This window comes from Methylocystis echinoides, from assembly GCF_040687965.1.
GTDB lineage: Bacteria > Pseudomonadota > Alphaproteobacteria > Rhizobiales > Beijerinckiaceae > Methylocystis > Methylocystis echinoides_A.
In genome coordinates this window covers 1,127,665-1,140,085 of the sequence record NZ_CP156084.1, presented here as the reverse complement: position 1 = coordinate 1,140,085, position 12,421 = coordinate 1,127,665, and the positions used below count along the sequence as shown (strand labels likewise).

General features: G+C 66.2%; 13 protein-coding genes and 1 riboswitch. Of the genes, 3 read left to right on the top strand and 10 right to left on the bottom strand.

The window, feature by feature from the left end:
• The 6 genes from msrA to RVU70_RS05395 form a co-directional block, all read right to left on the bottom strand.
• Window positions 1-672: a peptide-methionine (S)-S-oxide reductase MsrA gene (gene msrA, locus RVU70_RS05420; protein ID WP_363350058.1), complete on the bottom strand. Its 672-nt coding sequence runs from the start codon at window positions 670-672 to the stop codon at window positions 1-3.
• A gap of 1 nt (window position 673) precedes the next feature.
• Window positions 674-1,228 carry a peptide-methionine (R)-S-oxide reductase MsrB gene (gene msrB, locus RVU70_RS05415; protein WP_363350057.1) on the bottom strand — a complete coding sequence of 185 codons (555 nt, stop codon included), beginning with the start codon at window positions 1,226-1,228 and terminating at the stop codon, window positions 674-676.
• Window positions 1,229-1,301: 73 nt separating this feature from the next.
• Complete coding sequence (gene mutL, locus RVU70_RS05410) at window positions 1,302-3,098, bottom strand: DNA mismatch repair endonuclease MutL (protein ID WP_363350056.1); 1,797 nt, start codon at window positions 3,096-3,098, stop codon at window positions 1,302-1,304.
• Between the two features lie 19 nt (window positions 3,099-3,117).
• Entirely contained in the window at window positions 3,118-3,597 is a 480-nt protein-coding gene (locus RVU70_RS05405; protein WP_363350055.1) for an NfeD family protein, read from the bottom strand.
• On the bottom strand, window positions 3,594-4,574 hold the full coding sequence (locus RVU70_RS05400) for a stomatin-like protein (RefSeq protein WP_363350054.1): 981 nt from the start codon (window positions 4,572-4,574) through the stop codon (window positions 3,594-3,596). The genes RVU70_RS05405 and RVU70_RS05400 overlap by 4 nt, the downstream gene beginning before the upstream one ends.
• Window positions 4,575-4,698: 124 nt before the next feature.
• On the bottom strand, window positions 4,699-6,540 hold the full coding sequence (locus RVU70_RS05395; protein WP_405044877.1) for an extracellular solute-binding protein: 1,842 nt from the start codon (window positions 6,538-6,540) through the stop codon (window positions 4,699-4,701).
• Window positions 6,541-6,866: 326 nt separating this feature from the next.
• Here RVU70_RS05395 and RVU70_RS05390 point away from each other — a divergent pair, with 326 nt between their 5' ends.
• Window positions 6,867-7,562, top strand: a complete 696-nt coding sequence (locus tag RVU70_RS05390) for an invasion associated locus B family protein (RefSeq protein WP_363350052.1) — start codon at window positions 6,867-6,869, stop codon at window positions 7,560-7,562.
• Window positions 7,563-7,776: 214 nt separating this feature from the next.
• Here RVU70_RS05390 and hspQ read toward each other — a convergent pair whose 3' ends face one another.
• From hspQ to gap, 3 genes are all read right to left on the bottom strand, one after another.
• On the bottom strand, window positions 7,777-8,109 hold the full coding sequence (gene hspQ, locus RVU70_RS05385; RefSeq protein ID WP_363350051.1) for a heat shock protein HspQ: 333 nt from the start codon (window positions 8,107-8,109) through the stop codon (window positions 7,777-7,779).
• Between the two features lie 119 nt (window positions 8,110-8,228).
• Complete coding sequence (locus RVU70_RS05380; RefSeq protein WP_363350050.1) at window positions 8,229-9,422, bottom strand: phosphoglycerate kinase; 1,194 nt, start codon at window positions 9,420-9,422, stop codon at window positions 8,229-8,231.
• Window positions 9,423-9,502: 80 nt separating this feature from the next.
• A complete protein-coding gene (gene gap / locus RVU70_RS05375) occupies window positions 9,503-10,510 on the bottom strand; it encodes a type I glyceraldehyde-3-phosphate dehydrogenase (protein ID WP_363350049.1) in 1,008 nt (335 codons plus the stop codon).
• 302 nt (window positions 10,511-10,812) lie between these two features.
• Between gap and RVU70_RS05370 the strand changes: the two genes are divergently transcribed.
• Both RVU70_RS05370 and RVU70_RS05365 read left to right on the top strand, forming a co-directional pair.
• Window positions 10,813-11,121 (top strand): DUF4164 family protein, encoded by a 309-nt coding sequence (locus RVU70_RS05370; protein ID WP_363350048.1) that lies wholly within the window; start codon window positions 10,813-10,815, stop codon window positions 11,119-11,121.
• Between the two features lie 4 nt (window positions 11,122-11,125).
• On the top strand, window positions 11,126-11,509 hold the full coding sequence (locus tag RVU70_RS05365; protein ID WP_363350047.1) for a cell division protein ZapA: 384 nt from the start codon (window positions 11,126-11,128) through the stop codon (window positions 11,507-11,509).
• A 43-nt stretch (window positions 11,510-11,552) separates the two neighbouring features.
• On the opposite strand, the gene RVU70_RS05360 is transcribed toward RVU70_RS05365, so the two are convergent.
• Window positions 11,553-12,092 carry a hypothetical protein gene (locus tag RVU70_RS05360; RefSeq protein ID WP_363350046.1) on the bottom strand — a complete coding sequence of 180 codons (540 nt, stop codon included), beginning with the start codon at window positions 12,090-12,092 and terminating at the stop codon, window positions 11,553-11,555.
• Window positions 12,093-12,255: 163 nt separating this feature from the next.
• Window positions 12,256-12,405, top strand: a riboswitch (TPP riboswitch).
• The last annotated feature ends 16 nt before the right edge of the window (window positions 12,406-12,421 follow it).

The window sequence follows — 12,421 nt, the reverse complement described above, 5'->3', positions numbered from 1 at the left end:
TCATTTCGTCGAAACGGGGGCCTCGCGATAAAGCGCCGGAAACAGCGTCCGCAGACTGTCGATTTTCGGCAGGTCGTTGATGACGATGTAAGGCGCCTGCGGATGCTGCGTCAGATAGTCCTGATGGTAGCTTTCGGCCGGGTAAAAGCGCGTCAGCGGCTCGATGCGGGTGACGATCGGCGCAGCGAAGGCGCCAGCGGCCGCCAGCTGCGCCACATAGGCGCGCGCGACCTTCTCTTGCACCGGATCGGCGACGAAAATCGCCGAGCGATATTGCGTCCCCACATCCGGGCCCTGCCGGTTCAGTTGCGTCGGATCATGGACGACGGAGAAGAACACGCGCAGAAGGTCGCCGACGCTCACCTTGGCGGGATCATAAGTGACCTCGACCGACTCGGCATGACCCGTGTCGCCTTGCGTGACCCGCGCGTAATGGGCCGTCTCGCGGTCGCCGCCGGCATAGCCCGAGACCGCGCGCGAGACGCCCTTGACGCGCTGAAACACCCCCTGGACGCCCCAGAAGCAGCCGCCCGCGACGACGAGCTTTTGCGGGCCCATCGACGCCGGGGCCGGATCATAGGCCGGCGGCGGCAGGCTGACCGCCCGTTCGGCGGCGGCCAGCGGCGTCGCCATGAGGAGCGCCATCAACAGGGCGCGCGCAACCCCTCTCATCTTACGCCTTTCCGCGCGGAACGAAGCGCAAGGCGACGCCATTCATGCAATAGCGCAGACCCGTGGGACGCGGCCCGTCGGTGAAGACATGTCCGAGATGCGCGTCGCAGCGTTTGCAGGAGACGGCGACGCGGCGCATGCCGAAGGAAGCGTCGACGCTTTCGACGACATTGATCTTGGAGATCGGCGCGAAGAAGCTCGGCCAGCCGGTCCCCGAATCATATTTGGTCTTCGAATCGAACAGCGCCGTGTCGCAGCAGACGCAGCGAAACAGCCCGTCGTCATGCGCGTCCCAATAGGGACCGGTGAAAGCGCGCTCGGTCCCGTCGCGGCGCGTGACGTCATAGGCGAGCGCCGAGAGCTGCGCGCGCCACTCGGCGTCCGGCTTCACGACCTTCTCGACCGGCTCGACGCCGAGGCTTTTGCCCGACGGGTCGAAGGCCTCGATGTCGACGCGCGCCGCGGCGCGGGCGGGAGCGGGGAAGAGGGTGAGCGCGAGGGCGCCGAAGACCGCGTCCCTGCGATTGACGCCGTCAGTGCGAGCAAAGCGAAGCAATCGAGCCCTCCGGGAAGACACATCGACCGCTCTCTTACATAGAAAGCGCCGCGCGGCGCTCAAGCTCCTCGCCTCACTTTCGGCCAAAGAGCTTTTCGATATCCGAAAGCTTCAGCTCCACATAGGTCGGCCGTCCGTGATTGCATTGCGCCGCGCCCGGCGTCGTCTCCATCTCGCGCAAGAGCGCATTCATCTCCGGCGCGCTGAGGCGGCGTCCTGCGCGCACGGAATGATGGCAGGCGCAGGTCGCGAGCACATGGTCGAGCCGGCGCGACAGGGCGCGCGCGTCGCCGGCCTCAGACAGAAGGTCGGCGATATCCTCGACGAGCCGCTTGGCGTCCACCTCGCCGAGGACCGCCGGCGTTTCGCGCACCAGCACGGCGCCGGGGCCAAAGGGTTCGAGCGCGAGGCCGAGGGCGGCAAGCTCCTCGAAAGCGCCGGCAAGCGCGTTCATGCGCGTCTCGTCGAGATCGACGACGACGGGGATGAGCAGCAGTTGCCGCTCCACGCTCGCCTCGGCGCGCTGTTTTTTGAGCTTTTCATAGACGAGCCGCTCATGCGCCGCATGCTGGTCGACGATGACGAGCCCGTCGCGGGTCTGCGCGATGATATAGGTTTCGTGCAGCTGCGCGCGCGCCGCGCCGAGCGGGGCGTCCTCCGCCGTGGCGTCGGCGAACCCCTCGTGCGGGCGGGCGTCCGCCGAAGGCGCGCCAGTCGGGAACGCCTGTTGCCGCGTCTCGGCAAAGCCTGCGGGCGCATAGGGCGACCGGGCGACGTCCCAATTGGCCGGCGCCGGGGATCGAAAGGCCGCGAAGCCGCTCGCGGCGCCCGAGCGCGTCAGCATGTCGATCGCCGCCTGCGCGCCGCTCGTGGCGCTGCGATGGCTCTTCTCGGCGAGCGCCTGTTTCAACGCGCCCACCACGAGGCCGCGCACCAGGCCCGGATCGGAAAAGCGCACTTCGGCCTTGGCGGGATGGACATTCACGTCGACGATGCGCGGATCGCAGTCGATGAACAGCACGGCGACCGGATGGCGGTCGGCGCTCAAGAAATCGAGATAAGCGGCGCGGATGGCGCCGGAAAAGAGCTTGTCGCGCACGGGGCGGCCGTTGACATAGACATATTGCGCCTGGGCGTTGCCGCGATTGTAGGTCGGCAGACCGGCGAGGCCCGAAAGGCGCACGCCTGAACGTTCCGCGTCAATCTCGAAGGCGTTGGCGCGAAACTCCTCGCCCAGCGCCTGCGCGATGCGCCGCGCCCCATCGGCGCCGCAGGCGGGATAGTCGAAGAGCGGGCCGCTGTCGGTCGAGAGCGAGAAGCGCACGTCGGGATGCGCCATGGCGAGGCGCTTGACGACATCGACGACGGCGGCCGTCTCGGTGCGCTCGGTCTTTAAGAATTTGAGCCGCGCCGGCGTCGCCGCGAACAGCGCGCGCGCTTCGATCCGCGTGCCGCGCGGCCAGCTCGAGGGCGACAGGCCGCGCTTTTCGCCGGCCTCGATGCGGATCGAAAAGCCATGCGGCGCCTCCCTGGCGCGCGTGTCGATCGAAAGATCCGCCACCGCGGCGATGGAGGGGAGCGCCTCGCCGCGAAAGCCGAGCGTCGCAATATGGGTGAGGTCGCCGTCAGGAATTTTCGAGGTCGCGTGCCGCTCGACGGCAAGCGCGAGATCGTGTTCGTCCATGCCACAGCCGTCGTCGATGACGCGAATGAGCGTGCGGCCGCCGTCCTCGATCGCGACGTCGATGCGCGTCGCGCCGGCGTCGAGCGCGTTCTCGACGAGCTCCTTCACCGCCGAGGCCGGCCGCTCCACCACCTCGCCGGCGGCGATGCGATCGACGAGGATGGGATCGAGACGACGAACGGGCATGATCAAGGGGCTTTTTTTCTCACGCGATCGGCGCCAGCACCAGCACCAGATTGTCGACGCGCACGACGCGCGCGCGGACGCCGGGCATGAGACGATCGACGGCGGCGTCAGCTGAAAGCCGCGCCTCCCAGTCGAGCCCCGACCAATGGACGCGGCCCGTCGCCTTCGTCACCTCATGCGTCGTCACCAGGTCGCGGCCGATGAGGTCGCTGCTCTGGTCTTCCTGCACGTCGGCGGCCTGAAAGCGTTGCAACGGCTTGCGGCCAAGGAGCGCAATGAGGAGGCTCAGCACCGACGCGATGGCCGCGGTTTCCAGGAGTCCCGGCCGGGCGCCCGTCGCAAAGAGCGTCGCGCTCGTGACGAGCGCGCCGACGGCGACGAACATGATCGGGGACAGGCCGACCACGAGGATATCGAAAGCGAGCAGCGCGAGGCCCGCGATCAGGCTCAGCGTGGCCGGGTCGGCAAGGAGGCTCGCGTCGATGTCGATTGCCGTCACTCCTGATTGTCCCATGGCTGCGCACGGCTCTTTGGCGCCGTCGTCGTCCCGGCGTTGACCGTCTTCAGCACGGCCATCGCCCGGGCGATCCAGCCGGCGGGATCCGCGCCATCGCCCATCAGCACCAGCGCATTGCCGGCCTTTGCGAGACGACCATACTGTTCGATCGCGGATTTCGCGACTTCGAGCTGCACCGCCTGATCGCCGCCGACCTGCGTGATCTGCTGGCGCACGAGTTCAATCGCCTTCGCCTGACCTTCGGCGCGCAGGATCGCCGCCTGTTTCTCGCCCTCGGCGCGGTTGATCTCGGATTGCTTCACGCCCTCGGATTCGAGCACGGCGGCGCGCTTGTCGCGCTCGGCCTTCATCTGCCGCTCCATCGACTGACGCAGCGACTCCGGCATCTTGATGTCCTTGATTTCATAACGCGTCACATAAGCGCCCCAGAGCTGCGCGGCGTCGGAGACAGCGCGGACCACGCGCTCGTTGATCTCGCTTCTGTTTTCGAAAGTCTTGTCGAGCTCCATCGAGCCGATGGCGGAGCGCATGGAGGTCTGCGCGAGATTGACGATCGCGCGCTGAATGTCCTCGGCGCCATAGGCGGCGTCCTTGGCGTTGATGATTTTGTAATAAAGGATGCCGTCGATGGTGACGGTCGCGTTGTCCTTGGTGATGGCGTCCTGCGCCGGCACGTCGATCACCTGCTCGCGCAGATCGAAGACATAAGCCACGCGTTCGACGATGGGATAGACGAAATTGACGCCCGCGGTGAGCGTGCGGTTGTAGCGTCCGAGCCGCTCGACGACGAGCACGCTCTGCTGCCGCACGAAACGCACCATGGTCGCGAGCGCGAGCAGCGCGACATAGGCGAACCAGAACAGCGGATTATGCAGGAATGCGAGGCCGAGGTTCAGATTATGGTCGAGAATCAGAAGGCCGACCGCGACCGCGCCAATGATGAAAAGAGGAAAGCCCATTCAAGTCCTCCGGCTGAGCGGCAAGGCAGGCCAGTGGCCCGTGTAGGCGGGATCATTGCGCCGCCGCGCCGCCGCCAATGTGCGCCGGCGCATGCGCCGCAATCGCGCGCTGCGTCGCCCCCGATCATGGAGTTTTCCGCCACCAGCTCTCCAGCGTCGGCCCGAAGATCGGCGAGCCGTAGCGCGGCAGGCGCTCGGGCCGCGTCAGGTCAGCGGAGTGGGCGATCCATTGCTCGGAAGCGTGGAACAGCGGCGCCACGTAAAAGCCCGACAGCAGCACGCGGTCATAGGCGCGCACGGCGGCGACGAAATCCTCGTCGCTTTTCGCGGCGAGCACCGCCGCGATGAGCCCGTCGATCGCGGGCGAGGCGGCGCCGGCGAGATTGAAGGAGGCTTCCTGCGTCGCGCTCGACGAACCCCAGCGCATGCGCTGCTCATTGCCCGGCGAGGCCGAGGCGACATATTGGCCGATCATCATGTCGAAATCGAATTTCTGGCGCCGCCGCTGATATTGCACTTCGTCGACGAGACGCACGCGCGCCTCGACGCCGATGCGAGCGAGCGTCGACGCGTAGCTCAGCGCCAGTCGCTCCTGATCGCGATCTTTCACCATGATCTCGAAGGAGACGGGCGCGCCGTCCTTTGCGAGTTTTCCGTCCTCCAAGCGATAGCCGGCGGCCGCCAGCAGATCGAGGGCGCGCCGCGCCATCTCGCGGTCGCGCCCGGTGCCGTCGCTCACCGGCGGCCGCCATTTGCCTTCGAGAATGTCGGCGCGCACGGCGTCGGGATAGGGCGCGAGCAAGGCCCGCTCCTTGGCGTTCGCGGGACGGCCCGACGACGACAGCTCCGATTCGTCGAAGAAGCTCTTCGTGCGGGTATAGAGGCCCGAATAGTAATTGGCGTTGACCCACTCGAAATCGAACATCATGCCGAGCGCCTCGCGCAGCCTGACGTCGGCAAAGAGCGGCCGCCGCGTATTGAAGACGAAGCCGTTCAAGCCCTTGGGATTGTCGTTCTTGAGCGATTCCTTCACGACGCGCCCGTCGCGCAGCGCTGGAAAGTCGTAGGAGGTCGACCAGCGCGTCGTGCTCGTCTCGTCGCGATAATCGATCAGGCCGGCCTTGAACGCCTCGAACAGCGAATTGCCGTCGCGGAAATACTGGATGTCGATCTCGTCGAAATTGTAGAGGCCGCGCTGGCTCGGCGCGTCGGCGCCCCAGTAGTTGGGATCGCGGCGCAACAGCACGCGCGCGCCGGGCTGGGCGTCTTCGACGACATAGGGACCGGAGCCGATCGGCTTGGCGAGCGTCGCGTCCGTGAAGGTGTCGGCCTTGGTCGCATGTTTGGGCAAGATCGGCATAATGGCCAGAATGAGCGGCAGTTCGCGGTCATCGACGCCGGTCAGGTCATAACGCACCGTGTGAGCGTCGGGCGCCTCGATGGATTTCACGAGCCCATAGGCGATCCGCTGCTGCGGACGGCCCTTCGATTTCAGGAGGTTGAAGGAGAACAGCACGTCCTCCGCGGTGATCGGGGCGCCGTCCGAGAAATGCGCGCGCGGATCGAGATGGAACGTCACATGCGTGCGGGCGGGATCGATCTCGACCGACCGCGCGATCAGCGGATAGAGCGTGAAGGGCTCGTCCTGCGAGCGCGCCATCAGGCTTTGAAACACATTGCCGACGAGCCCCTGCGCCGCCGTGCCGGATTTGACGTTGAAGGGGTTGAGGCTGTCGAAGGTTCCCGGCAGCCCGACGCGCAGCCGGCCGCCTTTCTTCGCCTGCGGGTCGGCGTAAGGGAAGTGGTCGAAGTTCGCCGGCAGCGCCGGCGCGCCATGCACGGAGAGCGCATGCGTCGGCTCCGCGGCTCCGGCTGGCGCGGTCGCGGCGACGATCAGGAGGGCGGCCGCGAGGGCGCGGCCGGGCCGGCCGAAGACGCCGTGGCCGCGAATCGTATGAGACGTCATAGCCCGACCATAGTCGAACATGTGGCGGCTTGAAGCCCGCGGGCGGGCTTCATTCCGCCGCATTTGGCAAATTTTAAGGATGTCCGGCCGTCCAAAGGGACGCAACGCCCTTCGGACCCGCTGGAAATCGTCGCCGTGACGCTGTAAAGAGCTTTGCCGTCGACCAAGGCGCGACGTCGCGCCGCGGTCGAGGCGCGGTAGGGCAAGGGTTTTCACGGCGCCAGTTTTTGCGCCCGCGCGTGCGGCGCCCCCGCGACGACGAGACAACGATAATTTGCTGACGCCGGAACAGCGCCGGCTAGCAGACAAGCGAAAGGGACTTCCTCATGTCGATCCTCTTCCCGCGGTCCGCCGCGGTTGCGTTGGCGGGAGCCTTGCTGCTCGCCGGCTTCTCCGCGCAGGCCCAGCAGGCTCCGGCCCCCGGCGGCGCGCCCGCCCAGCAGCAGCCGGCGCAGCCAGCGGGTCCGATCGCCGCCAATCTGCAGGCGGTCCAGCCCGACTGGACCAAGGTCTGCGGCACGGACCAGGCGACGAAGAAGGAAATCTGCTACACGACCCGCGACTTCGGCGCGGCCGCCAAGGAAGGCGACGCCCCGCAGCCGCTGCTCGCCCTCGCCGTCTACGATCCCAAGGCGGACGACACCAAGATCATCCGCCTGCTGCTGCCGCCGGGGCTCATGTTGAAGCCGGGCTTCCGCTTCGCGATCGACAAGGGACCGGTCGAATCCGGCGCCTTCGAGATCTGCTTCCCGAACGGCTGCTTTGCTGAGGCCAAGGTCAAGAAGACGGTCATCGACGGCATGAAGAAGGCCGAGAAGATGATGATCGTGGTCAAGAACCAGGCCAACGCCGAAGTGACCTTCTACCTGCCTCTGGCCAATTTCGGAAAGGCCTTCGACGGCCCGGCGATCGACCCGAAGGTGCTCGAGGAGCAGCAGAAGAAGCTTCAGGAAGAGTTGCAGAAGAAGGCCGAAGAAGAGCGCAAGAAGCTCGAGGCCAAGGGCTCCGCCGAAAAGAAGTAAGGACGGCTTAGAAAAGGAAAACGCCCGCGTCCCAAACGCGGGCGTTTTTTTTGTGCATCGCGTCTGGCGGCGGGCGCACGCGTCGCCCGGACGTCTTCGCTGCGCTGTCAAACGTCGTCGGCGCAAAGAAGCGCATTGGGTCCGGACGCCTTCGCGACTTGCCGGATGAGGTCGTCAGCAATGCGGGTTAGGGCGCGGCTCGGCGTCCGATCTCTCAATGCCGCTTGGGCGCGCGCATCCGATAGACGCCGTCGTCGTCGCGCTCGAACGTCTCCTCGACCTGGGGATGGCGGACGGGGTCGCCGGAGGTGTCGGGCAGGAGATTCTGCTCCGAGACATAGGCCACATATTCGGTTTCGGCGTTCTCGGCGAAGAGATGGTAGAAGGGCTGGTCCTTGCTTGGCCGCAGCTCTTCGGGAATCGAGAGCCACCACTCCTCGGTATTGGCGAACACCGGGTCGACGTCATAGATGACGCCGCGGAAGGGGTAGCGTCGATGCTTCACGACTTGCCCGATCCCGAATTTTGCAACGCTCTTTCTCGGCATTCTTCCGACGCCTTAACGCGGTTTTTACTCGTCTCTCTGGTAACGCGCCGCGCCCGGCGCCGTCAACGGCGCATTCACGCGCCGCCAAACGGGCCAAAGACTCAACAAATAACTTCGCGCTAGGCCTGCAGCGCCGCGACCCCGGGCAGGGTTTTGCCTTCGAGCCACTCGAGGAAGGCGCCGCCGGCCGTGGACACGTAAGAAAATTCCTGAGCGGCATGGGCCTGATTGAGCGCCGCCACCGTGTCGCCGCCGCCGGCGATCGACAACAGCTTGCCTTCGACGGTCAATCGCGCCGCCGTTTGGGCGACGGCGCTCGTGCCCTCTTCGAAGGGCGGCAGTTCGAAGGCGCCGAAGGGGCCGTTCCAGACGAGCGTCTTGCATTTGGCGAGAAGCGATTCGACATGGGCGACCGACTTCGGCCCCACGTCGAGAATCATGTCGTCCTGCGCGACATGTTCGACCGAGACGATATGCGACGGCGCATGCGCCTCGAATTTCTTGGCGACGGTGGCGTCGACGGGGAGAACCACCGTGCAATTGGCGGCTTTGGCTTTCTCGAGAATGTCGCGCGCCGTCGCGGCGAGGTCGTGCTCGCACAGCGACTTGCCGACCGCCTTGCCTTGCGCGGCGAGGAAGGTGTTGGCCATGCCGCCGCCGATGACGAGATAGTCGACCTTGGCGACGAGATTGCCGAGCAATTCCAGTTTGGTCGAAACCTTGGCGCCGCCGACGATCGCCATCACCGGGCGCGCCGGGCTGGTCAGCGCCGATGAAAGCGCCTCCAGTTCCGCCTGCATGGTGCGGCCGGCGATGGCGGGGAGTTTATGCGCCAGCCCCTCGGTCGTGGCGTGCGCGCGATGCGCCGCCGAGAAGGCGTCGTTGACGAAAATATCGCCGAGTTTCGCTACGTCATCGACGAAGGCGGGATCGTTCTTTTCCTCGCCCTTGTGGAAGCGGGTGTTTTCGAGGAGCGCGACCTCGCCGTCCTTCAGGCCGGCGACGACGGCCTCGGCGGGCGCGCCCACGCAATCGTCGGCGAACGTCACCTTGCGCTTGAGATAATGTTCGAGCGTGGGGAGCGTGTGGCGCAGCGACTCCTCATCGACGCGCTGCCCCTTGGGCCGGCCGAAATGCGAGAGCAGCACGACCTTGCCGCCCTTCTCGGCGATCTCATTGATCGTCGGCAGGATGCGCTCGATGCGGGTTGCGTCGGTGACCCGGCCTTCCTCCATCGGAACATTGAGATCGACGCGCAGGAGCACGCGTTTGCCTTTGACGTCGACGTCATCGAGGGTGCGGAAGGCGGTCATCTGCGGGCTCCACAATCGTCGTTTACAAAAGCGACGCGGGCCGAAAACGGCCCGCGTCAAAGGTCGTCGTCAGGAGCGCTTCAGATCAGCGACCCGATCAGCGCCGCTGTATCCGTCATGCGGCCGGAGAAGCCCCATTCATTGTCGTACCAGGAGAGGATGGAGACGAGATTGCCGTCCATCACCTTGGTCTGGTCGAGGTGGAACGTCGACGAGGCCGGGTTGTGGTTGAAGTCGATCGAGACGAGCTTTTCCGTCGTATAGGCGAGCACGCCCTTCATCGGCCCGTCGGCGGCGGCGATGATCGCCGCGTGGATCTCGTCCTTGGTCGTCGGCCGCTTGGCGATGAACTTCAGGTCCACGGCGGAGACGTTCGGCGTCGGCACGCGAATCGCGAAGCCGTCGAGCTTGCCGTTGAGCTCCGGCAGGACGAGGCCGACGGCCTTGGCGGCGCCCGTCGAGGTCGGGATCATCGACAGCGCGGCGGCGCGGGCGCGGTAGAGGTCCTTGTGGAAGGTGTCGAGCGTCGGCTGGTCGCCCGTGTAGGAGTGGATCGTCGTCATGATCCCCTTCTCGATGCCGATCGCGTCGTTCAGCACCTTCGCCACCGGCGCGAGACAATTCGTCGTGCAGGAGGCGTTGGAGACGATCAGATGGTCCTTCGTCAACTTGTCGTGGTTGACGCCGTAGACGACGGTGAGATCCGCGCCGTCGCCGGGGGCCGAGACAAGCACGCGCTTGGCGCCCGCGTCGAGCAGCAGCTTCGCCTTGTCGCGCGCGGTAAAGAGGCCCGTGCATTCCAAAGCGACGTCGACGCTGAGATCCTTATAGGGAAGCTCCGCCGGGTTCTTGATGGCGGTGACCTTGATTGGGCCGCGACCAACGTTGATCGTGTCGGCCTCGACCTTCACCTCGTGCGGGAAGCGTCCATGGACCGAATCGTAGCGCAACAGATGGGCGTTGGTTTCGACCGAGCCCAGGTCGTTGATGGCCACGACCTCGAGGTCCGTGCGGCCGGATTCGACGATGTAGCGAAGGATGTTGCGGCCGATACGCCCGAAGCCGTTGATGGCCACTCTGACGGTCATATGGAAAATCTCCTTGTCGCCGCCTGTTTCGCGAGAAAGGCGGCTCTCGCCCTGCTGCGTCTGCGCGCCGCGCGCCGGGCCGTGATGTCGAGGCGAGCGTGTGATAGCACCTCGCGTCCCCCTGTCAACGCGTCGGCGCGCCGCGCGCGGGCCGCGAAGGCGGGCGCCCGGGGCGTTTCTCCCCGCGGCTTCCGTCCAGGCGGCTTCGGAAAGGCCCGATTCATGCTACCAACGTCCTGCGGCGAATCGGCAAGCGCCGGCCGCAACCTCTTCCGCCGCGAGAAATAGGGCGCCGCCCGGCGATGACGCATCCAGAAAAGTCCGCGGAAAAGCTCGACGCCGCGCTTGCGCGCCTCAAGACCGCGCTGGAACAGCTCGAGCGCACGGTCGCCGTGCGGCTCGAGGACGATCTCTCCAGCGCCGAGCTCGAGGAGGAGCTCGCCATCATGCAGGACGACCGGGGGCGCCTCGCGCTCGAACTCGACGACGCGCTCGCCCGCGTCAGCGCCTTGGAAAAAACCCGCGACGAGGTGCTGCGGCGCCTCGACCACGCGAGTGCGGGGGTCGCCGCCGCGCTCGAGACCGCCGTCGCAGCGCGGGGGGAGGAGTAGCGCCATGGCCGCCGTCCTGGTCAATATCGCCGGCCGCGCCTATCGCCTCTCCTGCGACGATGGCGAGGAGCCCCGGCTCGAGGAGCTCGCGCGCTACGTCGAGGGCAAGATCCTGAATATGAAGGACAGTTTCAAGGAGATCGGCGAGCAGCGCATCGTCGTCATGGCGGCGCTGGCCATCGCCGACGAGTCCATGGACTGCCGGGGCAAGGCGGAGGCGATGGAACGCGAAGTGACAACGTTGCGCGCCGAGCTCGACGCAACGAAAAAGGCCGTCGCCGCGCTCGAGGAAAAAGTCGCGAGCGCCGTCGACGACGCCGCGCGGCGGCTTGAGCAGCTGCATTCCGATCTGCAAAAGCCGGCGCCGCTCGAGGATTTTCCGCTGTAGGCGGAAGGCCACCGCCGCGCCGATCTCGCCTGAGGGGCCGCTCCTACTTGCCCCAGTTTTCGACGCTTTGATCGCGCTTGGCCTTCTGAAGGTCGTCGGCGAAGGTCGAGTATTGGTGATTGAGCTTCTCAGCCGTCATCGCCACGCCGCCATCCGACATGATGGCGATCTTCATCTGCTCCGTCGCCATGCGATCGAGTTCGTTGATCCATTGATTGACGTGGGTGAGCAGCTTGTCTTTGCGCTCTTTTTGAATCGGCCCCGGGGTGGTGTCGCCGGCGAGGGCGATCTCGGCTTTGGCGTCCTCGATCTGTTTGTCGAGATCGGCGACCTTCGCGTCGTCGTGTGCGGCCTCGGCCTCCTTTTTCGCCTTTTCGAGATTATCGAGGCCGTTCTTGAGCCAGCTCGACTGGATGCTCAGCAGCGAGTCGCGCGCGACGCCGGTGAGATTGAAGCCGTTGGGGATCGGGAAATAAGGGCCGAGCTTGGCCGCCTGCGCCGGAGCGGCGAGGCCGAGCGCGCCGGCGACGAGCGCCGCCGCCAGGGCGGACCGCAGCCCCACCGTTTTGGTGACAAAAAACATTGATTTCACTCCCCTGTGGGCGCGCCGGTTTGCCTTGAGGCGCGCTTGTCATTGGGCAGAACTTGGGACATCCCCGCCAGTCTTGCAAGACCGCAGGGGGCCGTGGGCGCCGGTGACGACCGAGCCGGCGTCGCTTGACGCAAGCGGCCATTCGCGCGACTCTCCGCCCCGCCGGGGGAGCCCCGCCCGGCGGCGCTTGCGCGCCGTCACGGGGCTGAGAGGCTGCGGGGGCGTCATGAGGCGCCGGGCGCGGCGACCCTTCGAACCTGATCCAGTTCCAATGCTGGCGGAGGGATGGTGACCAGCTTTTCGAGATTGGGGCGCGGGCC

Excerpts from the sequence above, each read along its gene's own strand:
- RVU70_RS05380 (WP_363350050.1), bottom strand. The coding sequence starts at position 9,422 with ATGACCGCCTTCCGCACCCTCGATGACGTCGACGTCAAAGGCAAACGC.
- gap (WP_363350049.1), bottom strand. The coding sequence starts at position 10,510 with ATGACCGTCAGAGTGGCCATCAACGGCTTCGGGCGTATCGGCCGCAAC.
- RVU70_RS05390 (WP_363350052.1), top strand. The coding sequence starts at position 6,867 with ATGTCGATCCTCTTCCCGCGGTCCGCCGCGGTTGCGTTGGCGGGAGCC.
- RVU70_RS05365 (WP_363350047.1), top strand. The coding sequence starts at position 11,126 with ATGGCCGCCGTCCTGGTCAATATCGCCGGCCGCGCCTATCGCCTCTCC.
- mutL (WP_363350056.1), bottom strand. The coding sequence starts at position 3,098 with ATGCCCGTTCGTCGTCTCGATCCCATCCTCGTCGATCGCATCGCCGCC.
- RVU70_RS05370 (WP_363350048.1), top strand. The coding sequence starts at position 10,813 with ATGACGCATCCAGAAAAGTCCGCGGAAAAGCTCGACGCCGCGCTTGCG.
- RVU70_RS05360 (WP_363350046.1), bottom strand. The coding sequence starts at position 12,092 with ATGTTTTTTGTCACCAAAACGGTGGGGCTGCGGTCCGCCCTGGCGGCG.
- RVU70_RS05395 (WP_405044877.1), bottom strand. The coding sequence starts at position 6,540 with ATGACGTCTCATACGATTCGCGGCCACGGCGTCTTCGGCCGGCCCGGC.
- RVU70_RS05400 (WP_363350054.1), bottom strand. The coding sequence starts at position 4,574 with ATGGGCTTTCCTCTTTTCATCATTGGCGCGGTCGCGGTCGGCCTTCTG.
- hspQ (WP_363350051.1), bottom strand. The coding sequence starts at position 8,109 with ATGCCGAGAAAGAGCGTTGCAAAATTCGGGATCGGGCAAGTCGTGAAG.
- msrA (WP_363350058.1), bottom strand. The coding sequence starts at position 672 with ATGAGAGGGGTTGCGCGCGCCCTGTTGATGGCGCTCCTCATGGCGACG.